A 24,131-nucleotide genomic window follows, 5' to 3' on the forward strand; every position below is an offset into this window, starting at 1 on the left:
CTCCTTATCCAAAACGGCCCGATACATAATCCTCTGTACGCTGATCTGCTGGATTCGAGAAGATTTTATCTGTTTCGTCGTACTCAATAACTTCACCATTTAAAAAGAATGCAGTTTTATCAGAAATACGTGCTGCTTGTTGCATGTTATGTGTCACGATAATAATCGAATAATCTTTTTTCAATTCCTGTACTAATTCTTCTACTTTCAAAGTAGAAATTGGATCGAGTGCAGATGTTGGTTCATCCATTAAAATAACGTCTGGTTCAATCGCTAAACAGCGTGCGATACAAATACGTTGTTGTTGACCACCTGATAGACCATACGCATTTTCATGTAGTCTGTCTTTTACCTCATCCCAAATCGCTGCACCACGTAAACTTCTCTCAACAATTTCATCTAAGATTTTACGATTTTTAATCCCATGAATACGCGGACCATACGCAATATTATCGTAGATTGATTTTGGGAATGGATTTGGCTTTTGGAATACCATGCCCACTTTTGTACGTAGTTCTTCCACTTGATACGATTTATCTAAGATATTACGATCGCGATAATGAATTTCTCCTGTTGTACGAACAGAAGGTACTAACTCAACCATACGATTTAATGTTTTCAAATACGTTGACTTCCCACAACCAGAAGGACCAATGATTGCCGTTACTTCATTTTGTTTAATGTCTAATTGAATGTCTTTCAATGCATGTTTATCGCCATACCAAAGGTTTAAATTTTCCGTCTTGTAAATACTCGCCTTCTCAGACGGTGTAATCACTTTTAAATCTTTTTTCTTTTCTTGCATTGCTTGTTCAACGATTGGTTTTTTGACCATGTTCATTGCCTCCATTTTAGTAGCGTTTTGAGAATTTATTTCGAATAATTACTGCGATTGAGTTCATAAATACGAGAACTGCCATCAATACGAGAATCCCTGCCGCTGCAACATACTGGAACTCCTCTTGTGGACGTTTTGCCCAGTCAAAGATTTGCATTGGAAGTGCTGTGAATTCACTAAAGATACTTTCAGGTAAAAAGTGAATGATTACTGGAATACCGATGACAACAAGTGGTGCTGTTTCACCGATTGCACGAGAAAGTGCTAATATCCCACCTGTTAAGATTCCTGGAATGGCTGATGGTAAAACTACTTTTAAAATCGTTTGCCATTTTGTTGCACCAATTCCATAAGAAGCTTCTCGCAATTCATTTGGAACAGCTCGAATGGCTTCCTGTGCTGCAACGATAATAACGGGTAAGATCAGAAGACTCATCGTTAATCCAGCAGCAAGTACACTTTTACCCATGCCAAGCATACGAACGAAAATGGTTAATCCAAGTAAACCAAATACGATTGATGGAACACCTGCTAAGTTTGAAATGTTCATTTGAATGAATGTTGTAATACGATTCTTTTTTGCATATTCTTCTAAATAAACTGCTGCACCAACACCTAAAATGAGTGAAACAGGTGCAACGATAGCTAGTAACCAAATTGAACCGACAAGAGCTGCTTTAATCCCTGCATTTTGTGGGAAGCGAGATGAGAAGTTATTGAAAAAATCCCAATTTAGATAACCTGTACCTTGGATAATCATGCGGTAGCCAAGAACAGCTAGAACGAGCAAGGCTAGTAATGTCGCACTTAAAAACAACATTTTATAAATTTTATTTTTAAGTAGACGTTTTGACATACGTTTGACTACCGTATCGTGATGGATGTAATTCATTAATATTCCTCCCTAAACTTTTTAGAGATATAGCCAGCTAGAAGATTCATGAGTAATGTAAAGATAAATAATGTAAAACCAACTGCATAAATTGAGTAGTAAATCGTTGTACCGTAACCTGCATCACCTGTTGATACTTGTACGATATATGCTGTCATTGTCTGAATGGAGTCGGTAATTTCCCCGTCAAACTTTGGTGTTGAACCACCTGCAAGAGATACAATCATCGTCTCACCAATCGCACGAGAGATACCAAGAACAACAGATGCTAAAATTCCTGATAGTGCTGCTGGTAAAACAACTTTTAAAGCTACTTCTAATTTCGTCGAACCAAGTGCTAATGCACCTTCACGCATCGATCTTGGCACACTTGACATCGCATCTTCTGATAAAGAAGCAATGGTTGGAAGAATCATGATCCCGACAACAATCCCTGGGCTAATCGCATTGAAGATTTTTAAACCTGGAATCACTTCTTGTAAAAGAGGTGTTACAAATGTTAATGCGAAGAAGCCGTAAACAATTGTTGGAACGCCTGCTAAAACTTCTAAAATCGGTTTGACAACACGACGTACATTATCCGATGCATATTCACTTAAATAAATGGCAGCCGCTAAACCAAGTGGTACTGCTACAACAATTGCGATGCCTGTTACTTTTAATGTACCAATAATAAGTGGCAATACACCATAACTCGGAGATGTACCTGAGAACGGAAGCCACTCTGTTCCGAGTATGTAATCGAAGAATGGGACTCTTCTAAAGAATTCAAATGTCTCAAAAATGAGCGTAAAAACAATACCAATCGTTGCTAATACAGATACAAGCGCTGTAATAAACAATAATTTAGGCATTAATTTTTCAACGAACTTTTTCATACCTTTATTTTTATGTTGTTCAATCATGCTTTGAACATTCAATTTGTCTCCTGCCTTGTTTGTAGACAACGTCTTTCACTCCTTTAAGAAAAGAGGACTGCCTATGCAACTGCTAATAGCAGGTGACTGGTAGGTCAGTCCTTCAATTGTGACACTTTATTTTTTTAGTTTTTCTACTTTTGCTAAATCTTCTTTATAAACATCTTCTGGTGCTTTTACATAACCAACTGCTTCAGCCATCGGTCCTGCATTCTTCACCATGTATTCTGTAAAGTTGTACATTACAGAATTATTTTTCACTGCTTCATTTTTCACGTAAACAAATAGTGGACGTGAAAGCGGTGTGTATTCGCCTGATTCAATTGTGTCATGCGTTGGCTCTACACCGTCAACTTTTACAACTTGTAATTTATCTTTATTCGCTACATAGTAAGCAAATCCGAAGTAACCAATTGCATTTTTATCTGATTCAACACCTTTTACAAGAACATTATCATCTTCTGATAAAGTAGCTGATTTTACGATGTCTTTCCCTTCTAAAATATCATTTACAAAGTAGTCATATGTGCCTGATTCCGTTCCTGGTGAATAATAAACAATTTTCTCGTTTGGCCATTTTGGGTTGATATCTGACCATTTTTTCTCTTTACCATCTTCTAGCCAGATCTTTTTGATTTCGTCAACAGTCGCATCTTTCAACCATGTGTTTTCTTTGTTTACAACGATTGATAAGCCGTCAAATGCGATTTTTAATTCTGTGTAGTCGATGTTCTTCTCTTTTAACTTCGCTGCTTCTTCTTCTTTGATTGGACGAGAAGCATCTGAGAAGTCTGTTTCACCATTAATGAATTTTTCAAATCCACCACCAGTACCTGACACACCAACTGATACTTGCACTTTCGGTTGTACTGCTGAATATTCTTCTACGATTGCTTCCATGATTGGTGCAACAGTTGAAGACCCATCTCCTGAAATTTTACCTTCTAGCTTCTCATTCTCACCTGCTTGTGCATCTGTTTGAGAAGTTGTTGAAGATCCTTTTGATGATTCGCTATTGCTGTTGCCGCACGCTCCTAAGATTAATGCCGAGCCTACGATTGATGTCATCATAAAGTACTTCCAGTTTTTCATTGTTTTTCCCCCTAAGCGTTCTGTTTATTATTTCTTACAACACTTACTATAAAGAATGATTATTGAGGACATATAAACGAATTGTAAGAAGGTATGTTCATTTTGTTAATGATTTGTAAACGTATGTAAAGACTGTATGTGAGAACAAAAAAACTGTACCTCTTGTTATAAAGAGATACAGCTTATAAGAACTATTGAATTTTTGTACCAATTGTTTGTTTATCTTTTTTCGTTTCTTTCTTTTTCAGCTCAAAATACTTATCAACTGACTTACGCGCGATAATATTATTGATTGGCGTATATTGTTCTGATGTTGTAATCCAAGGTACAACAACCGCATACGCTATTTGAGGATTGTCTTTCGGTGCAAAACCAACGTGTGTAACCGTTAATGTTTCTGTACCATATCGACTTTTTTGCGGTCCAAAGTATACTACCTGTGCAGTACCTGTTTTACCAGCACCATTAAATTTCGAATCTTTAAATTGACTTGCACCTGAACCTTGTGAACCATAGTACACTTTACTCATTGCATCTTTCACATGATTAATCTCTTGCTCAGAGTTATCAATTGTGTTCAATACTTTTGGTTGAATTTCTTGCTCTAAAGCACCAATTTTCTCACCATCTTGTGACGGTTCATGAATTTCTTTTAAAAGACGAGGTGCAATACGCTTACCACCATTCGCAATTGTTGAGACATACTGTGCTAATTGTAACGGTGTAAATGTATCGTACTGTCCGATTACTAAATCGAGATATTTACCACCGATTGTTTCTGGACCTTTTACACCTGTGAATTCTCCAGGTAAGTCAATGCCTGTTTCTACCCCTAAACCGAACTGTGCATAGTAACGACGTATACGATTAAAATCTTCAATTGTTGTTGGAAGTGGCCCGTTATAAATATAGGGTAATTTAGCAATTTTCATCGCGGTTTTAAACATATAAACGTTCGATGAACGTTCAATTGCAGTTGTATCGTTTAGAGAAATTGAACCACCACGGTTAAAGATAGAAGATTTCGGTCTTGTACCGACTAATTTAACAGGTGAATCAACAATGTATTCTCCTATATTAATCGCATTATAATGATAACCTGTTAATAATGTAGCTGGTTTAATAACTGAACCTACTTCATATGAACTTGTAAAGTTACCAATTGAGTAGTCCGTAATTTGTTGTTTTCCTTTATCATCTGTTTCAATCTTCTTACCTACCATTGATAGAATTTCACCTGTATTTGGATCCATCATTACAAGGAAAGCGCGATCTAATAAACTCGAAGCTCCTGTACGCTTCGCCATCATTAATTGTTCGGTTACAATCTTATCTGTTTCTTTTTGTAGCTTACTATCAATTGTTAAAACAAGATCTTTACCTGCTTTCCCTTCTTTTACAACTTTCGTATCAACTACTTTACCACTACTATCCGTATCTGATTTAACAACGGACTTTTCACCTTGCAAGATGGGTTCGTATTCTTGTTCTAAATACGACTTACCGACACGATCATTTCGTGAATAGTCACGCGCTAAGAAGTAACTTAATTTATCTTTCGGAATCCCTTCTTTTGGCGTTGTTGTGGCACCAAGAATACTTAAATCCGATTTCTTTTCACGTTGCCAATCCGTTGTTGTATTCACACCCGGTAGTTCACTTAGATGTTCAGATACAACCGCAAACTCTTCATCCGATACATTATCACTCTTAATAATTTGAGGCGATAAATTATACCCTGCAACCATTTTCGAGTAAATCGCTACAATTTGTAAATCTTTTTTTGTTAAAGAATTTAATTCTTCTTTTGTAATACGTTCACGAATGATTTGATCAATCTCATTTTGTTGGTCGCCTGCTTTTTTACCATTCTCTAAGATTTTTTTCTCTTCTTCTTTCGTGATTTTTGCTTTCGCTTCTTTCGGATGCTTAATCATCCAATAATCCAATTTATCACGCTCTGCAATACGATCTGTTTCCATCGTAATCAGTTTTGATAGCTTTTTCGCCATCTTTAACATTTCTTCTGAAGTAGTCGTTGAATACTTTGTGTACGTAATAGCATTTTTCGGCTTATTATCTACTAAAACCTTCCCATTACGGTCAAAAATGCGCCCACGTGGCACACTTGTATTCACTGTTGCTTCTTCTGTTTTTTGAAGTTGCTGAGCATATTCTTCTCCCTTTACAATTTGAACATATCCTAACCGCATAACTAACACTGTAAATAAGATAAAAATTGTAAAAAACAAAATATTCATTCGTAGGGAAAGATTGGCTCTCTGTTTTGCATTGCCGTTGGAGGAGCGCTTAGTTTTACCTTTATTCTTTCGCTTCATCAGTGGGCCTCCCTCTATCCTTTTCATAAATAGTAGTATATCATTTTTTTATGTAAAAAACAGTCTCACGCTACTCTTTATAGGTTCGTTTCCTCTCTTTCATGTATCCAATATCTTACATAAAAAGTCCTGTTTTCTAGAGAACCCATCCTTCTTTTTTTACATAGAAAAAACACGTCAACTTCATGACGTGAAGTTGGCGTGTTTTGTTCCGAAATTACAAAATTATTTTGCTGCTGCGTATAATTCTGCAACTTTGTCCCAGTTTACTACGTTCCAGAATGCTGCAATGTAGTCAGGACGTACGTTTTGATATTTTAGGTAGTAAGCGTGCTCCCAAACATCTAGTCCAAGGATTGGTGTTTTACCTTCCATGATTGGTGAATCTTGGTTTGGTGTAGAAGAAATTTCTAACTCACCGTTTACTACTGATAACCAAGCCCAGCCTGAACCGAAACGAGTTTTTGCAGCGTTGGCGAACTCTTCTTTGAACGCGTCGAATGAACCGAATTTTGCATCGATTGCAGCCGCTAATTCGCCTTCTGGAGCGCCTTTACCGTTTGGAGTTAATAAAAGCCAGAATAAAGAGTGGTTTGCGTGGCCTCCACCATTGTTGCGTACAGCTGTACGTACATCAGCAGGAACAGCATCTAAATTTGCGATGATTTCTTCTACAGTTTTACCTGCAAATTCTTCTTTGCCTTCTAAAGCAGCGTTTAAACCTGTTACATATGTTTGGTGATGACGATCATGGTGGATTTCCATTGTTCTTGCATCGATATGTGGTTCTAGTGCGTCGTTAGCATAAGGTAATTTTGGTAATTCAAAAGCCATAATTCAAATTCCTCCTTGGAATAACTATTATTTACTACACGTTTAGATTAACAAAAAATGATTCGTTATTCAAATGAAAATGCCTATTCCATATGTTTTTCAGTCTTTAGACGGAATTTTTATATTGCAAAAATAAACAGGAGAATCATAATAACTTGAATAATTCCCTTTGTCACAATGGACGTTAAGAAGCCTACTAATGAACCAACTCCCGATAGTACAGCATTCTTAATCGAACTACGTGTCACAATTAACTCTGCAATGACGGCACCTAAAAATGGTCCTAAAATGATTCCAGCAAAAGGTATAACGAACGGTCCAATCAATAAACCGATTGTACTCCCCCACATGCCTGCTTTGGAGCCACCAAATTTTTTCACACCGACAATATTCGATAGCGTATCTGCACTAAATAATAAAACGGTTAAAAGTATTTCAATAACCCAGAACCACCAAGCGAGGTCTCCAAATTCATAAAAAATTCCATAGAATATGAAGCCTAAAAATATAAATAGAACGGAAGGAATAATCGGATAGACTAAACCAATAAACGCGATGACGAAACTGAGAATAATTAAAATCCATGCAAGTATACTCATCCAAATCACTCCTTATTTTTGTAAAGTACTCTCTGTTAAATTGACGGCATGATCACCAATTCGCTCCAAATTACTCATCATATCTGTAAAAACAATGCCTGAATAAGCTGTGCATAACCCTTTATTCAAACGATGAATATGCTTTTTGCGTAATACGCGCTCTAATTGGTCAATTTGTTCTTCTCGCTTTTCAATTTGCTCGATACGTGTATAGTCATTCGTGTTCAGTACATAGAGCGCAGCTTCAACATTTTGTAAGACAAGTTCATACATTTCAGCTAATTCTTGTTTTGCGATTGCACTAAATTGTACACGATTAGCGACAATATCATCAATTAATTCAACAATGTTTTCAAAATGGTCACCAATTCGTTCAATATCTCGTATATTTTCAAGTAAGACGTGATGACGTGTTGAATCAGTATCTGACAACGATTGACTCGATACACGAATTAAATAGTCTGTAATTTTACGATCCATACTATTGATGACTTCTTCTATCTTTAAAGCTTCATTCCCTATTTGTCGGTCAAACGTTTCAAAATAATTCCACGTTTTCTTTAAGCCTTCTATACTATAATCACCCATACGAATTACTTCTTCTTTTGCCTGTCCAATCGCAATCGAAGGTGATGCACTAATGAATTGTTCGTCTAGTTGACTCGCACTAATTTGTACAGTGCTATCTTCTCCAGGTACGATTTTCGTTACAAGCCAGACCATTACACCGATAAATGGTAATTGTAACATGACATTTCCGATATTAAATGAACCATGTGCAAATGCAATCACCATACGTGGCTGTAAATTAAAGATATTCATCAACCATTCCAAATAGAGCGTAAAAAAATTAACGAATGTTAAAAATACGACTGTCCCAATTAAATTGAAAAGTAGGTGCGTGACTGCTGTTCTTCTTGCCATAACCGTTGTACCAATGGATGCTAAAATAACGGTTAGAGTCGTCCCGATATTTTCACCAAATAAAATAGGTAGAGCTGTATGAATTGGTAGCATTCCTTCATCGAACATTCCTTGTAAAATACCGACTGTCACACTCGAGCTTTGAACAATGAATGTCGACATAATACCAATTAGTACACCAAATAGAGGGAACTCGCTAATTTTCATCGACCACTCAACGAAAGAATTCAAGTTGGCAAGTGGCGCCATACCATTTGACATGAGATCCAGCCCGATAAACATGCCACCTAAACCAAATAATAATTGTCCTATATTTTGAAATAGAGGTGTTCTTACAAAATAAATAGATAATGCACCAATTGCTACTAATATGTATGCATAATTCCCTAAATTAAAGCCAATTAAAAATGCAGTTAATGTCGTTCCTACATTTGCGCCCATAATGACACCAATTGATTGTCTTAAAGTAAGAAAACCTGCTGAAACTAAACCAACTGTAATAATTGCGGTTGCGGCGCTTGAATGAAGTAGAATGGTTACAATAATTCCTACAAGTACACCTGAAAGTGGATTGGTCGTATAGCGATCTAAGACGTCCCGCAAACGATCTCCCGCCCACTTTTGTAAACCGTCTCCCATATATTTAATTGAAAATAAAAACAGACCTAAGCCGCCTACAAATTGTACCATCATCTCTTGCCAATTTATGTTCACATTAACATACCCTTCTTGAGTTAATATCTCTATTATGAACATGAAAAAAGAGAATTGTAAACACCCTACATTGGCTAAAAATGGTATTTTTGATATCTCCTCCTTATCTGTGCAACTTGTTTTTTCTTATTTCGTTCCTTTTTACGTATTTTTCAACACGAAAATAGGTAGAACCTATCTTATACAATGTTTCTCCCTTGTAAATTAGTTTCAAAGACTGATAGAATAGGGATAGTGAGGCTACTAGATCAGCCAATGAAGGAGAGAGTTTGATGAGCGAAATAACACACCGCTCCAAAACACGTAAAGTACGTGTTGGAGACTTAACAATTGGTGGCAGTAATGAAGTAATTATTCAAAGTATGACAACAACTAAGACACATGATGTAGAAGCAACAGTTGCTGAAATCCATCGTTTAGAAGAAGCAGGTTGTCAAATTGTGCGTGTTGCATGTCCAGATGAACGTGCAGCTGATGCATTAGCGGATATTAAAAAGCAAATTCATATTCCGTTAGTAGCAGATATTCACTTCGACTATAAATTAGCTTTAAAAGCAATTGAAGCAGGCGTTGATAAAATTCGTATTAACCCTGGTAATATTGGACGTAAAGAAAAAGTAGAAGCTGTTGTTAATGCAGCTAAAGCAAAAGGTGTTCCAATTCGAATTGGTGTAAATGCTGGTTCATTAGAACGTAAAATCCTTGAAAAATATGGCTACCCAACTGCAGATGGTATGGTTGAGTCTGCATTACACCATATTAAAATTTTAGAAGACTTAGATTTCCATGATATTATCGTGTCAATGAAAGCTTCTGATGTAAACTTAGCGATTGAAGCATATGAAAAAGCAGCAAAAGCTTTTGATTATCCACTTCACTTAGGTATTACAGAGTCAGGTACTTTATTCTCAGGTACGATTAAATCATCTGCTGGCCTTGGTGCAATCCTTTCAAAAGGGATTGGTAATACACTTCGTATTTCACTTTCAGCAGATCCAGTAGAAGAAATTAAAGTAGCGCGCGAATTATTGAAATCATTCGGTCTTGCTTCAAATATCCCAACATTAATTTCTTGCCCTACTTGCGGACGTATTGAAATTGACTTAATTTCAATTGCAAATGAGGTAGAAGAATATTTACAAACAATTAAAGCGCCAATTAAAGTATCTGTGCTTGGTTGTGCGGTAAATGGTCCTGGTGAAGCACGTGAAGCTGATATCGGTATTGCCGGTGCGCGCGGGGAAGGTTTATTATTCCGCCACGGGAAAACAGTTCGTAAAGTACCAGAGGAAACAATGGTAGAAGAATTGAAAAAAGAGATTAATATTCTTGCTGAAGAATATTATGCAAAACAAGAGGCTGAAAAAGAAGGTCTTAAAAAATCATAAATTACAATGGAGGCAAGACAATTGAAGGAATATAGTTTTGGAATTGATATTGATGGTACAATTACAGCTCAAGAGTTCTTGCTTCCGTTTATTAATAAACAATATCAAACAAATTTAATGCTAGATGATATTTTGGAATATGATTTATCGAAAGCTTTACCTGTTGACCCGAATGATTTTTATAAATGGTTTAAGGAAACAGAGCTTGAGATGTATCGTAACCCACCACTTCAACAAGATGTTGTACGCATTTTAAATAATTGGCATCCACATACGAAGCTAAACTTTATTACAGCGCGTGAAACGAATGCCACAGTTATCACAAAAACATGGTTACAATCTTCAAATATTCCGTTTGATGCACTTGAGATTGTTGGTAATGCAAGTAAAGTCATCGCAGCCAAAAAACAAGGTGTCGAATTATTTTTTGAAGATAAACATTCGAACGCTGTCATGTTAGCTGAGGAATTAGATATACCTGTTATTTTATTCGATGCACCGTATAATCGTGAAGCAGTTCCTCATAACGTCTTACGTGTTGATACTTGGCGCGAAGCAGAAAACTGGGTTAAAAAAGAATTTGGCATTTAATTATTAAAGAGGCTGAAAAGGCTGAGATAAAATATATCACTTCCCTTTTTAGCGTTCACAACGAAAAAACCGAAATCGCACAGCGATTTCGGTTTTTCTATGTTCATACAAGATGGTATTTCTATACTTATAGCATCTTTTAATTTATTTTGTAAAATCGATTACCATACGCCCTGTAATCTTACCTTCTTCCATCTCTTCAAAGATATCGTTAATATCTTCAATCGGACGAAGTGCTACTTTCGGTACTACTTTACCCTCAGCAGCAAATTGGAAGGCTTCTTCTAAATCTTGGCGTGTTCCAACTAGAGAACCTACTACTTGGATTCCGTCTAGTACAAGACGTGGAATATCTAAGTCCATTTTATCTACAGGTAAACCTACTGCCACAACACGTGCTCCTGCTTTTACAACATCGACAGCTTGGTTGAATGGTGTTTTGGCAACAGCTGTAATAACTGTAGCGTCTAACCCTTTCCCCCCTGTTAGTTCCTTTGCTTTTTCAACTGGATCTTCATTTAGTGAGTTCACTATTGCATCTGCACCTAGCTCTTTTGCGAATGCTAGTTTTTCATCGCTAATATCGAATGCGACTACTTTAGCACCGAATACATTTTTCGCGTATTGAACTGCTAAGTTACCTAAACCACCAATTCCGAAAACACCAATCCATTGTCCCGGACGAATATGAGATTCTTTTACTGCTTTATATGTTGTAACACCTGCACATGTAACAGATGAAGCCGCTGCTGGATCTAAATCATCTGGAACTTTTACTGCATAATCTGCTTTTACAATTACTTCTTCAGCCATCGCACCATCTACTGTATAACCTGCATTTTTCACGTCACGACATAATGTTTCGCGACCAGTTGTACAATATTCGCAATGTCCACAACTTTCATACATCCAAGCAATTGATACACGATCTCCAACTTTTAAAGTTGTCACATCTTCTCCCACTTCAATTACTTTCCCGACACCCTCATGACCTAATACAACACCTGTTACATCGCCAAAGTCAGCATTCTTTACGTGTAAATCTGTGTGGCATACACCACAATATTCCGTTTTAACTAAAGCTTCATCATACTTTAACGGACGTAACTCACGGTCCTCAATTTTAACTGTTTTATCACTTGCGACTACTGCTGCTTTCATTTAAACATTTCTCCTTCCATAGCGGGCAATTTTTTGGTGAAACATAAAATGATAAATCGCATCATTTATAATTATGATTATACCTATTATGGAATATAATGGTCAAATTAAAACATGTATTATCTAATTTTTTCCTTAAAATACTTTTTTTACATTTATTTTATGTAAAAAATAGACATAAGTTATACAAAATAAACTTATGTCTACAAATTATTAAAGAAGATATTTTATTTGTTATGCTGCGCGTTTATAGTATTTATTATTTGTTTGATATACCACATATTTACCTGATACATAAATATTTTTTGTAAATGTACGATTAAGATTTTTTTGCCCCTTACCGTTTGTCTTCATCACGGCTAACTCACCATGATTTGTATAGTTACTGAAGTAAATTTTACCACCTTTATAAGCTAAGTATTGTACACGAGTATTTGATATTTTCTTATGTTTGTTTGTTGATACATTATAGCTGTATAGACGTTGACGATTTTTATCATTTGCATAGTAGATTGTTGAACCGTTTTTTGTAACTGAAGATGTTGATTTAAAGAAGTTGAATTTTGTTGATTTTGCTACTGGTAAACCTGTGTTGTTCCAAGAATGCGTTTTACGTAATTCACTATCACTTAATAAGAAATACTTGTAGCTACGTTTATAGTTATTATTTGGTAGTGGATCATTCCAAGTAATATCTAAGTTGTACCATTGTCCACTTACTTTTACTTTTAACCATGCATGACCAACATTTTTTGAGCGACCTTCTACATATTTAATTGGGATACCCATTTCTTTAAACATACGGTAAGCTGTAATTGCATATCCTTGACATACAGCAACTCGATTTTTTAATACGCCATATGTTGTATATTTTGTTTGTGTACTACCACCATATGTCGCTTTTCCTACAATATAATCATTTACTGCTTTGACACGATCAAAGTTTGTTTTGTTACTTGCTTTAATTTTTCGAGCAATTTTTTTAGATTCTGTTTGTGCATATTTTTCCTGTGCTTTTGTTGCTAAATATGTTACTTGATATGTTACAACTAATTTATTTGATACTGTTTTACCTTTATAACGGTATGTTTTTAAGTTTGCTGCGATTAATGGTTCTTGTTTTTGTTGTGCTTTGACTAAGTTCGGTAACTCTTTACGTAAAGTTGCTTGATTACCAGTGTATGTGATTGAAAAACTCGTATTTAAATTTTTTAAATTACTTTTTAATACTTGATTATATTGTGTCATATTTTTTGCTGTGTTTGATGCTGCGTGCGCTTCTTCTATATTTACTCCGAATAAACCACCAAACACTACAATCATACCAAATAAAAATGCTGCAACTGCTTTTTTTACCATATCTAATCTTCTTCCTTTTTCCTCATATTTACTTTTCAATATATCTTTAGACTTATTGTTTTCTTAATTTGTTTTTATATTTCTAAATTAACATTTCTTTATATCTATTTTATTTTTCAATAAAAACATTTTGTTACTTTAGAACTTATGTAAGAATATTTTTTATTTTTTTCTTACTTTCCTTTACTTACAATCAAAAATTTATCATATATATATTATTTTTCAAGTTAAAATCAGTCTTTGTACCTATTTTAAACTCAAAAAAAAGCTAAAATCAATATAATCTAATCTATAAATAGTGTTTTATAACTAATAATAAGTTATTAATATTAAATTTCATCATTTTATAGTTCTACCGTTTTATCTATGTACTTTTTGGTTGTTTTTTTACAATCTAAGAAGTATTTTAAGCACAAAAAAATGACTGCTAGTGGAATTTACTAACAGTCATTGTTTAAAATAAATAAATTTTTACAAAGATTTAAAGAGAATCTTTTATACTATATAAATTCATTTTATTCACTTCATTAAAAAAATTTAACATGGATGTAATATAGAGTCCTGGACATACTCACGCTAAGTTAGTAAAATAACGAGAACGAGAGGACGTATCCGACATGAGTCAAAAAAAGTACAATCAAGAGTTCAAACAAACAGTGGTGGAGCTTTATCGCTCTGGCACTTCGGTCAATCAACTATCTAGCGAATATGGTGTATCAGAAGTGACAATTTATAAATGGATTAAACTACATTCTCCGATTGAAGGGACAAATGAGTTAACGGCAGCTGAAGTCGCTGCGATCCAGAAGGAAAATCTACGCTTAAAACAAGAGGTAGAGATTCTAAAAAAGGCTATGACCATATTCGCGCAAAAATAGATGACCAAGAATTGATTGACCACATTGAAAAAGAAAGCGAGCATCAGCCTGTTCAACTGATGTGTCGTGTATTAAAGATGCCTAAAAGTACGTATTATCAATCGTTTCATAAGCAGCCAAATAGCTATCATGTCGCCAATGAAAAGCTTTTAGCGCGCATTCGTGAAATCCACGCAGATAGTGATGGACGGTACGGAGCGCCTAAGATTTTCGCCCTTTTAAAGCAAGAAGGCTACACCGGCAGTATTGATCGCATTCAGCGCATTATGAAACACGCTGGCATCCGTTCGAACATCGTAAAAAAGTATAAACCGGCATCATCTAGTGCGCCCGTTGAAGAACGTGAAAACGTGCTCAATCAGGACTTCACAACCGAAGCAATCAACGAAAAATGGGTGGGTGATATTACGTATATCCATACCGTTCAAGATGGCTGGTGCTATTTGGCATCGGTACAAGATTTACACACAAAAAAGATTGTCGGCTATAAGTTCGGTCGCCGTATGACGGTGGACCTTGTTTTAGACGCGCTCGAAAACGCTGTGCAGGCCCAACAACCCGCACCAGGCTTGATTTTGCATACCAATTTAGGGACGCAATATACAAGTGAAGATTTTCGTAAAAAGCTCGAACAACATGGCATCACGCCTTCATACAGTCGCAAGGGCTGCCCGTATGACAATGCGTGTATTGAATCGTTCCATGCGACGTTGAAAAAAGAAGAAGTGTACCGCACGCGCTATGCCAATTTTGAAGCAGCTCGCATGGCGCTGTTTCGCTACATTGAAGGATGGTACAATCGCAAGCGCATTCATGGTAGCATTGGCTATTTATCACCGGATACCTTTGAAAAACTGTGCCATGCCGCAGCATAAATTGGGGTGATTGAAATCCCCACCCAACATTTTTGTGTGGCAACATCCGTATCTTTTTCGCTCTACATCCCAAGTAGGCGGTCAAAGGCTCTTTCCACTTTGACGGGCTACTTGGGATGTGGAACAATCCATTCGGGATGTTGCCCAAGAAAAAACTTAGGTAGAAGGTGTCCAAAGACTTGACGTAGATCCAACAATATTATGAATGAAAAGTGACAAAAATAATATAATTGGACGTTTTTAATGGGTACTGTTCTTTACCTCTATATGATTATCTTAAACCTTTTTATTAAATTAACTAGCTCTTTTACAAAACAACAATAAATTTACTCTTAAATAAGAAGTACTTTAATGCCAAATAACATAATATATTACTACTATTTTAAACTTTTACTTTATACATTTTTGCACCGGATTGATAGTATATATAGCTCCCCTTTACTGCAATGTTTTTAGCAGCTCGTGTTGCTATTTTTTTGAGATTTTTACCACTCGTATCTATACGATATAAATATGCTCCATTTGAATAATTACTAAAATACAGCTTTCCTTTTGAATACGTAATATATTGTACACGTACATTAGAAAGCTTAGTTTTTTTAGCTAATTTTATATCATATGCATATAAACGATGTTGATCTTTACTATTCGAATAATAAAATAGATTACCTACTTGAATAGCTGAACCTGTATCTGCCAAAAAATCATATTTGGTACTTATTGCTACAGGATAGTTTTCTTTTTTCCGTGTATGATCTTTCGAAAATACACGATCACTAATTAAAAAATAATTATAATTTACTTCTGTTGGCCTATTCGGCAATGGATCATTCCATGTTGAATCTAAGTTATACCATTTACCATCTACTTTTACTTTATTCCAAGCATGATTTTGTCCTAATGATGTTCCTACTACATAACGAACTGGAATCTTCATACGTGTTAGTAAATCATAAACTGTTAAAGCATATCCCTGACAAACCGCTTGTTTATTAGTAAGTAACCCATACACTGTATAACGATCTTGAGTTTTCCCGCCATATTGAGTATTCGATACAACATAATCATTCACTGCTTTGACACGTTCATAATCTGTTTTATTCGTTTTCATAATTTGCTGTGCCACTTTATTTAATAATTGACCGGCCTTTTGACTTTTTTCTTTAGATGTATAATATGTAAAATAATATGTCAGTTGTGCATTATCTTGTGTATACATTATTTGATACTTATACGACTTTAATGTCCCAGCCACTTCATCATGCTTTTGAATTATCTCGGGAATAATTTTCTTCACTTGTTGTGTAATATTTTCTGTCTCTCCTACATATTGAATAGTCTTTTCTGTATTTAAATTTTTCAAACTACTAGTTACTTCTTTTGTTAATTCTTCTAAATTTTCTACTTTCACTAAATTAGCAGCTTTTACTTCTGTAAATGGTTGTAACATGAAAAGAAAAAAACCACTCATAACTAAAAGAAATATTTGCTTTAATCTCATGCATAACAACTCCTATAGAACTATTTTTTTCTTTTAAATATAACTTTAGAATTAATATATATATTATAAATAAAAGAGTCAATAGACCTAAAACGAGGTTGTATAGTTATTTTACTTAATGTTTTTTTAACGATATATTTATTTTTATAAAAAAGGTATTATTTATCAAAAAAATGTTATAGCTTCTATTTTTTTATAAACTAAAGACTCTATTCTGAATTTATATTTTCGATATTTTTCGCAAAATAAAACCATAATGCTTATGAAATGATTGTTTTACCTAATAAAAAGTCTTTTGAATCATTTTATTTATAGTGCGTTCACAATGAAACATATTCGAAAAATTTCATGAAAATAAAAAGCACTTTGGCATATAAATATCTACCAGAGTGCTTTTCTTTTTAGCGTTTAATCGGTACAACACGTTGATCCTTTTCATTCGTCCCACGCAGTGTTACCTCTTTTAATTCTCTTGCATGATTTTCATGGATTTTAAAATCATATCCGCCTTTTTTACCTGTAAATTTAGCGGCTTTAATTGATAAATACATTTTACCATCTACAATTGTATAATTGTATCCTGCATAACGATCTGAAGCATTTTTAAAATCACCTGTTACATGTAAATAGCCATCTTTTTCAGATAGTTGTAGATTCGTTAAATCTTCTACAGGTACATTTTTTGCAACATAACCATAAATCGCCACCCAACCGATTACAATAATTACTACTGTTGGAACTATCCATTTCATATGCTTCATATTCGTCACCTTCATCTATCTATTTTGATATCAGTATAGCATAGTTTCGGTAGTCAAAATATTAGCATGCTGTGAACAATATAGAACTAGATTTTTTCTGTCGCAATTCGTACACCTAAACCAACTAAAACAAGTGCTGTGATTTTATTGAATGCACTTTGAACCTTCGGCTGTAAGAACCACTGACGAATCATATTAATGATGAATACAACAATTCCTAACCAAAAAATAGCGATAATCATTAGTACACTTGCTAATATAATCAACTGTATATTCGCTGCTTGATTTGGTTGAATAAATTGAGGCATCAATGTGACATATAACAATAAGGTTTTAGGATTTAATAAGTCCGTTGTCAAACCTTGCATCATACAATTTAACATCGTATTTTTAAACGGCTGTTTTTCAGGAATAGCTGCTTCTTGTAACGTCACACTTTGAGCGCGTGCACGCCATGATTGAATGCCTAAATATACTAAATAAAGCGCCCCTGCGTATTTGATGGATAGAAAAACATATAATGATTTCGATATGACCGCAGCGAGTCCTAGTACTGTTAGAGTCGTCCAGACGATGAGTACTAAAATAATGCCTAGCATCGTTAAAATACCCGCTTTTCTGCCATATAAAATCGTATTTTTTAATACGAGTAATGAATCTACTCCTGGCACCATGACAATTAATAGCGCAACTACCGCAAACATCTATACTTCTTGCATCTAACTCACTCATCCTTTAATTGATTATAAACAATTTTCAGATATTTTTTGAAGCTTTTTATATTTATCTATATATTATGAAGAAGCCTGCAAAATGTATCGCTACATTCTACAGGCTTCTTTGTTTTTTATAGTTATTAAACGTGCGCAACACATTCAGGACATTTTCCATAAATCTCAAATTTATGTTGATCGACTTCATAACCAGGTAATTGTTCCGTTAGCATCTCCATCGGGCAATGATGAATTTCTTTAATCTTGCCACAATCCATGCAGATAAAATGATGATGATGATGTGCTGTTTCACATTGCATACGGAAATGACGTTCTCCTGATAATTCAGTAGACTCTAAAATACCTAAATCTACAAAGGTCGATAGATTGCGATAAATCGTATCGTAGCTCATACCAGGATAATCTTTTTTCATAACATCCAATAAATCACGTGCTGTTAAGTATTTTTCACTTTCACTAAAAAGCGCTAAAATCTGTTCACGTTTATCTGTTTTCTTAAAACCTTTATCTTTTAAAATTTCCCAAGCTCGATGAACGTTCATCTCAAACCACGACTCCTCTCTTAGTTTACATTTGCCGCACGTTTATTCATGATTTTTTTTACGATTAAAACAATTAATAAAATAAGTATTGATGTTATCACAATTGTACCACCTGGTGCTAGATTTAGATAGAAGGCAGTTACTAATCCGACAATCACAGCTAATTCACCAAATAAAATAGCATAGACAATCGTCTGTTTAAAACTTTTTGCAATACGAATACTCGCCGCAACCGGTAATGTAATCAGTGACGACACTAATAAAATCCCTACAATACGCATTGAAGCAGCAATAACAAGCGCTGTAATAATCATAAAGATGGTATGAATCACTTTAACAGGTAAGCCGCTCGCTTTTGCATATTCGTCGTCAAATGATAGAACGAATAACTCTTTATATAGTAAAAAGATGAAAACCAGTACAATCACTGCTATCCCGATGACAATCCATAAATCTTGTCGACTTACAGCTGAAACAGAACCAAATAAATAACTAAATAAGTCCGTACTAAAACCTTGTGCCAGTGAGATAAAAATAGCGCTTAAACCAAGACCTGCTGACATAATAATCGGAATCGATAATTCTTCAAAATGCTTATATAGTCGACGTAATTTTTCAATTAACATCGACCCACCAACTGCTGCAACAATACCTAAGTAAAGTGGATTCAATGTAGCTAACCCAACAACACTCTGACTTAAATAAAGACTTCCTGCAATCCCTGCTAGTGTCACATGCGATAAAGCATCTGCAATTAATGATAGACGACGTACAACAATGAAGACGCCAAGTAATGGTGCAATTAATCCAATAATCATCCCTGCTAAAAAGGCATTTTGTAAAAATTCATAATGCAAGATGGATGTTAACATGTCTCATCCTCCTTGTGATGATGAATTTTTCGAACGGAATAGCCATACCATTCATTCAACTGTTCTTTTGACAAGTTCATATAGTCATTTTTAAAACCATGGAAATGAATCGTTTTATTCAGACATGCAACATGACTGATTTTACTTGAGACAATATCCACGTCATGCGTTACTAATAATAATGTCATATCATGACGACGATTCAAATGTGCCATTAAATCATAAAAACTTTGCACATTTTCATAGTCAATCCCTACTGTTGGCTCATCTAAAATTAAAATCTTTGGATCGGCGACTAATGCGCGCGCGATAAAGACACGTTGTTGCTGACCACCCGAAAGCTCTCCGATATTACGATGAATGAACGCTTCCATTCCTACCGACTGTAGTGCTTCTAAAACGAGTTTTTCTTCATTTTTAGACTTACGCTTAAATAGACCTAGCTTCTTCGTTAAACCACTTGCTACGACTTCACAAACCGTTGCTGGGAAGCCTGAGTTAAATGAATTCGACTTTTGCGATACATAGCCAATCCATTCACGATGATTAAACTTGGCGGCATCTTGTCCAAATAACTTCACCTGTCCAATTGTTGGCTTTAACAACCCAAGAATCAACTTTAACATTGTTGATTTACCTGAACCATTTGGCCCTAATAACGCTAAAAAATCACCTTCATTTACTGTCAGTGATATATCATTTAATACATTGGTATATTCATATTGAAATGAAACATTTTGCAACTCAATGAGGGGTTGCTTCTCCATATACTTCGCTTCTTTCTAATTCAGAATCATTACGATTTACAAATTAAAATTATAATAGAAGAATGTATGAATGTAAAGGATTTTTGCCTACTACTCATAATTAAAAAGTCTCTCGCACAATATGTACGAGAGACTTTTTTATTGTTCCTTCATTTCAGCGATTGGTGATGTTGAAAATACACCTGAACACAACATATCAATTTCATAACTATATGGTGCTTTTGACTTCTTCTTATCAAGTCCTACCCATGGTGTTTCTAAAATTTTCGGTACGTCTACAAATGCTTCATGATGAACAATTTGACGTAATGGCTCAAAACCAATATGACCAAAACCAATATTTTCATGGCGATCTTTATGAGCGCCCATTGGGTTTTTACTGTCATTAATGTGTAATACTTTAATGTTGTTCAAGCCAATATGATGGTCGAATTCAGCAAGTACACCGTCTAAATTATGAACGATATCATAACCCGCATCATGCGTATGGCATGTATCAAAACAAACGGATAGACGTTCATTATTGACAACACCATCAAAAATACGAGCTAACTCTTCAAATGTACGACCACATTCAGAACCTTTACCTGCCATTGTTTCTAAAGCAATTTGAACAGGTGAATCGACTTGCAATACTTCATTTAAACCTTCAATAATTTTAGCAATTCCAACATCAGCGCCTGCTCCAACATGCGCACCAGGGTGCAAGACAATCTGTTTCGCACCTAGTGCTTCTGTTCGTTCAATTTCTTTTTGTAAAAATTCAACACCCAGTTGGAATACTTCAGGTTTTGTTGTATTAGCAATGTTAATGATATACGGTGCATGTACAACGATATTTGAAATACCGTTTGCTTCCATATGCGCACGTCCTGCTGCAATGTTTAATTCTTCAATTGCTTTACGACGTGTATTCTGTGGTGCACCTGTATAAATCATCATCGTTGTGGCACCGTATGAAGCTGCTTCCTCACTTGAGCCAAGTAGCATTTTCTTTCCACTCATTGAAACATGTGAACCTAATAGCATCTTCTCAATCCCACCTATTTTTTATTTCGAGAACGTGCGCGTTTACGACGCTCTTTCTTTTTAATTTTGTCCATTTCCCAGCGCATATTACGTTTATAACCTGGTTTTACTTTTTTCGGTTTACGAACACGCGATTTCGCAATACGATCAATCTCGTCCTCTTTTTTCGCACCATCACGTTTTTGACGTGAGTGACGCTCTTTCATATCTACTAACTCATCATTTTTAATGTCTTTCATTTCAAATGAAATATTCATTTTTTCAATACGAGCTAATGCATCTTCTTCAGACGGTTCAAAGATTGTAATCGCCTGTCCTTTATTCCCTGCACGTGCTGTACGACCCACACGGTGAATGAAGAACTCTAAATCCTGTGGTAATTCATAGTTAATAACATGCGAAATACCTGGAATATCAATCCCACGTGCTGCTAAATCAGTCGCTACGATGTATTGGAATTCTAAATCACGAATTTGCTTCATCATACGCTTACGGTCACGTGGTGTTAAATCACCATGAATACGACCCGTTTTGATACCATTGTTCGCTAAGAAATCAGCTACATAATCTGCTTGCTTACGTGTATTTACAAAGATAATGGATAAATACGGATTAATTGCTTTAATCACTTCAAGTAATTTTTCATTTTTTGATTGACTACGTGTTGGTACTAAATAGAAATCTAAGTTTTCTGCGACCGGACGCTTATCATTCATTTGTACATGCACTGGAGAAGCCATGTACTTGCGTAAAAATGGTTGTAAGCTTTCAGGTACTGTTGCTGAGAAAACGTACATCTCTAAATTCTCACCCATTTGAGAAGCAAACTGATCGATATCTTCAATGAATCCCATATCGAATGCTAAATCTGCTTCATCAACTACAAGCATTTGTGCTGTATGAACAAGTAATGCTTGTTCATTTACTAAATCGCGAATACGTCCAGGCGTTCCTACAACAATTTGTGGTTGTGATTTTAATTTATCAATTGAACGTTGTTTATCTGTTCCACCAATAAATAATTTGGCTTGAACCTCTGCTCCTTCAATTAACTTGCCAAGTTCGATGAAGATTTGTTGTGCTAACTCACGAGTTGGCGCAGCAATTACTGCTTGTACTTCTTCTTTTTTGGCGTTCATACGCTCCACAATTGGAATTAAGAAACTATGTGTTTTTCCTGTTCCTGTATGTGATTGGCCAATGGCACTTTTTCCTTTTAAAATTAAAGGAATCATTTCTTTTTGAATTTGTGTTGGTTCTGTAAAACCTAACTTTCCAATCGCTTCACGAAGAAAAGGTTGGAAATTATAATCTGTATATTTTGACATTTTGTCACTCCTCACATGCTTTCTACATTGTAACATGATTCCCGTTCAAGTAGCACATTTCGTTATCATATCGAATGAATTTATACTCTGTCAATTGATTTTTGTAACAATTTCTTCATTCCTATACGCGTGAATTGTATAACAGCTGGGACTTCGTTATAATAGAACTACTGGTATTGAAAGGAGTTTGAACGAATGAAAGTTGTAAAGATTACCCCTCGTGGTTATTGCTATGGTGTTGTTGATGCTATGGTTATCGCACGAAATGCGGCATTAGATAAGACTTTACCTCGTCCAATCTATATTTTAGGGATGATTGTTCATAATAAGCATGTAACGGATGCATTTGAATCTGAGGGAATTATTACATTAGATGGTGCAAATCGTTTAGATATTTTAGAAAAAGTAAACTCTGGAACTGTTATTTTCACTGCCCATGGTGTCTCACCAGAAGTACGTGAATTAGCACGTCGTAAAGGGCTTGTGTCGATTGATGCTACATGTCCAGATGTAACGGTGACACATGAATTAATCGAAGAAAAAACAAAAGAAGGTTACGATATTATTTATATCGGTAAGAAGGGACACCCTGAACCGGAAGGAGCAATTGGTGTTGCGCCAGACCGTGTCCACCTTGTACAGCATATTCCTGATATCGAGGCACTCGACTTACAAAATGATAAATTGCTTGTAACAAATCAAACAACGATGTCACAGTGGGATGTTCATTCTTTAATGGAAGCGCTCAAACTGAAATATCCACATATTGAAGTACATGAAGAAATTTGCTTAGCTACACAAGTGCGACAAGAAGCTGTTGCAAAACAAGCAAATCAAGCTGAGCTTCTCATCGTTGTTGGTGATCCGAAAAGTAACAACTCGAACCGTTTAACACAAGTATCTGAAGAAATTGCGAATATAAAATCATACCGTATTTCAGATGTATCTGAATTAAAAACAGAATGGCTTGAAGGTATTAATGTTGTCGGCGTAACAGCAGGCGCTTCTACACCAACACCGATTGTAAAAGAAGTCATTAAGTTTTTAGAGCAGTATGAACATGACAATCCTGAAACATATAAAATCGTCCGCACGGTTACACTTGATAAAATCTTACCAAAGATTAAAGAACCTAAACCAGTTGTACGTATTGAACCATACGAAGCACAATAACAAAAATGAGGTATCGCAATTAT

22 protein-coding genes are annotated in these 24,131 nt (G+C 35.3%); 4 read left to right on the forward strand and 18 right to left on the reverse strand.

Annotated elements, in window-relative coordinates:
* Positions 1 to 4 precede the first annotated feature (4 nt).
* From pstB to MHB75_RS06540, 8 genes are all read right to left on the reverse strand, one after another.
* On the reverse strand, positions 5 to 805 hold the full coding sequence (pstB, locus tag MHB75_RS06505; RefSeq protein ID WP_141273430.1) for a phosphate ABC transporter ATP-binding protein PstB: 801 nt from the start codon (positions 803 to 805) through the stop codon (positions 5 to 7).
* A gap of 46 nt (positions 806 to 851) precedes the next feature.
* The gene (pstA, locus tag MHB75_RS06510) at positions 852 to 1,730 is read right to left on the reverse strand and encodes a phosphate ABC transporter permease PstA (RefSeq protein ID WP_141273298.1); all 879 of its coding nucleotides are present in this window, start codon (positions 1,728 to 1,730) and stop codon (positions 852 to 854) included.
* Positions 1,730 to 2,635 carry a phosphate ABC transporter permease subunit PstC gene (gene pstC / locus MHB75_RS06515; protein WP_068457305.1) on the reverse strand — a complete coding sequence of 302 codons (906 nt, stop codon included), beginning with the start codon at positions 2,633 to 2,635 and terminating at the stop codon, positions 1,730 to 1,732. Before pstC ends, pstA begins: the two co-directional genes overlap by 1 nt.
* A gap of 129 nt (positions 2,636 to 2,764) precedes the next feature.
* The gene (locus MHB75_RS06520; RefSeq protein ID WP_340996618.1) at positions 2,765 to 3,739 is read right to left on the reverse strand and encodes a PstS family phosphate ABC transporter substrate-binding protein; all 975 of its coding nucleotides are present in this window, start codon (positions 3,737 to 3,739) and stop codon (positions 2,765 to 2,767) included.
* Between the two features lie 191 nt (positions 3,740 to 3,930).
* Positions 3,931 to 6,000 (reverse strand): peptidoglycan D,D-transpeptidase FtsI family protein, encoded by a 2,070-nt coding sequence (locus MHB75_RS06525; RefSeq protein WP_340996619.1) that lies wholly within the window; start codon positions 5,998 to 6,000, stop codon positions 3,931 to 3,933.
* Positions 6,001 to 6,303: 303 nt separating this feature from the next.
* Positions 6,304 to 6,912 carry a superoxide dismutase gene (locus MHB75_RS06530; RefSeq protein ID WP_141273294.1) on the reverse strand — a complete coding sequence of 203 codons (609 nt, stop codon included), beginning with the start codon at positions 6,910 to 6,912 and terminating at the stop codon, positions 6,304 to 6,306.
* Positions 6,913 to 7,031: 119 nt separating this feature from the next.
* Complete coding sequence (locus MHB75_RS06535; protein WP_068452705.1) at positions 7,032 to 7,511, reverse strand: DUF456 domain-containing protein; 480 nt, start codon at positions 7,509 to 7,511, stop codon at positions 7,032 to 7,034.
* Positions 7,512 to 7,523: 12 nt separating this feature from the next.
* Positions 7,524 to 9,149, reverse strand: coding sequence for a Na/Pi cotransporter family protein (locus MHB75_RS06540; protein ID WP_340996621.1), 1,626 nt, complete (start codon positions 9,147 to 9,149; stop codon positions 7,524 to 7,526).
* A 272-nt stretch (positions 9,150 to 9,421) separates the two neighbouring features.
* On the opposite strand from MHB75_RS06540, the gene ispG reads away from it, so the two are divergent.
* A complete protein-coding gene (gene ispG / locus MHB75_RS06545; RefSeq protein WP_141273290.1) occupies positions 9,422 to 10,537 on the forward strand; it encodes a flavodoxin-dependent (E)-4-hydroxy-3-methylbut-2-enyl-diphosphate synthase in 1,116 nt (371 codons plus the stop codon).
* 21 nt (positions 10,538 to 10,558) lie between these two features.
* The gene (locus tag MHB75_RS06550) at positions 10,559 to 11,128 is read left to right on the forward strand and encodes a 5' nucleotidase, NT5C type (RefSeq protein ID WP_255314722.1); all 570 of its coding nucleotides are present in this window, start codon (positions 10,559 to 10,561) and stop codon (positions 11,126 to 11,128) included.
* 144 nt (positions 11,129 to 11,272) lie between these two features.
* Here the strand turns inward: MHB75_RS06550 and adhP are convergent, their stop codons facing one another.
* Positions 11,273 to 12,289: an alcohol dehydrogenase AdhP gene (gene adhP / locus MHB75_RS06555; protein WP_340996624.1), complete on the reverse strand. Its 1,017-nt coding sequence runs from the start codon at positions 12,287 to 12,289 to the stop codon at positions 11,273 to 11,275.
* 234 nt (positions 12,290 to 12,523) lie between these two features.
* Positions 12,524 to 13,648, reverse strand: coding sequence for a transglutaminase domain-containing protein (locus MHB75_RS06560; protein WP_340996626.1), 1,125 nt, complete (start codon positions 13,646 to 13,648; stop codon positions 12,524 to 12,526).
* Between the two features lie 617 nt (positions 13,649 to 14,265).
* Here MHB75_RS06560 and MHB75_RS06565 point away from each other — a divergent pair.
* Positions 14,266 to 15,401 (forward strand): IS3 family transposase gene (locus MHB75_RS06565; RefSeq protein WP_340996627.1). Its coding sequence is split into 2 segments (ribosomal slippage): positions 14,266 to 14,491 and positions 14,491 to 15,401, totalling 1,137 coding nucleotides; the frame shifts between segments, so codons are not numbered across the junction.
* A 382-nt stretch (positions 15,402 to 15,783) separates the two neighbouring features.
* On the opposite strand, the gene MHB75_RS06570 is transcribed toward MHB75_RS06565, so the two are convergent.
* The 8 genes from MHB75_RS06570 to MHB75_RS06605 form a co-directional block, all read right to left on the reverse strand.
* The gene (locus MHB75_RS06570) at positions 15,784 to 16,851 is read right to left on the reverse strand and encodes a transglutaminase domain-containing protein (RefSeq protein ID WP_340996628.1); all 1,068 of its coding nucleotides are present in this window, start codon (positions 16,849 to 16,851) and stop codon (positions 15,784 to 15,786) included.
* 452 nt (positions 16,852 to 17,303) lie between these two features.
* Complete coding sequence (locus MHB75_RS06575; RefSeq protein WP_068452681.1) at positions 17,304 to 17,663, reverse strand: hypothetical protein; 360 nt, start codon at positions 17,661 to 17,663, stop codon at positions 17,304 to 17,306.
* An 86-nt stretch (positions 17,664 to 17,749) separates the two neighbouring features.
* Positions 17,750 to 18,367: a LysE family translocator gene (locus tag MHB75_RS06580; RefSeq protein WP_340996632.1), complete on the reverse strand. Its 618-nt coding sequence runs from the start codon at positions 18,365 to 18,367 to the stop codon at positions 17,750 to 17,752.
* Between the two features lie 152 nt (positions 18,368 to 18,519).
* Entirely contained in the window at positions 18,520 to 18,939 is a 420-nt protein-coding gene (locus MHB75_RS06585; protein ID WP_141274742.1) for a Fur family transcriptional regulator, read from the reverse strand.
* A gap of 20 nt (positions 18,940 to 18,959) precedes the next feature.
* A complete protein-coding gene (locus MHB75_RS06590; protein WP_340996634.1) occupies positions 18,960 to 19,811 on the reverse strand; it encodes a metal ABC transporter permease in 852 nt (283 codons plus the stop codon).
* Positions 19,805 to 20,578, reverse strand: a complete 774-nt coding sequence (locus MHB75_RS06595) for a metal ABC transporter ATP-binding protein (RefSeq protein ID WP_340996636.1) — start codon at positions 20,576 to 20,578, stop codon at positions 19,805 to 19,807. Before MHB75_RS06595 ends, MHB75_RS06590 begins: the two co-directional genes overlap by 7 nt.
* Positions 20,579 to 20,716: 138 nt before the next feature.
* Complete coding sequence (locus MHB75_RS06600) at positions 20,717 to 21,607, reverse strand: deoxyribonuclease IV (protein WP_340996637.1); 891 nt, start codon at positions 21,605 to 21,607, stop codon at positions 20,717 to 20,719.
* A gap of 14 nt (positions 21,608 to 21,621) precedes the next feature.
* Positions 21,622 to 22,935, reverse strand: coding sequence for a DEAD/DEAH box helicase (locus tag MHB75_RS06605; RefSeq protein WP_340996638.1), 1,314 nt, complete (start codon positions 22,933 to 22,935; stop codon positions 21,622 to 21,624).
* 195 nt (positions 22,936 to 23,130) lie between these two features.
* On the opposite strand from MHB75_RS06605, the gene MHB75_RS06610 reads away from it, so the two are divergent.
* Complete coding sequence (locus tag MHB75_RS06610) at positions 23,131 to 24,108, forward strand: 4-hydroxy-3-methylbut-2-enyl diphosphate reductase (RefSeq protein WP_141274737.1); 978 nt, start codon at positions 23,131 to 23,133, stop codon at positions 24,106 to 24,108.
* Positions 24,109 to 24,131: the final 23 nt, after the last annotated feature.

This window comes from Kurthia sp. FSL E2-0154, from assembly GCF_038003625.1.
GTDB lineage: Bacteria > Bacillota > Bacilli > Bacillales_A > Planococcaceae > Kurthia > Kurthia gibsonii.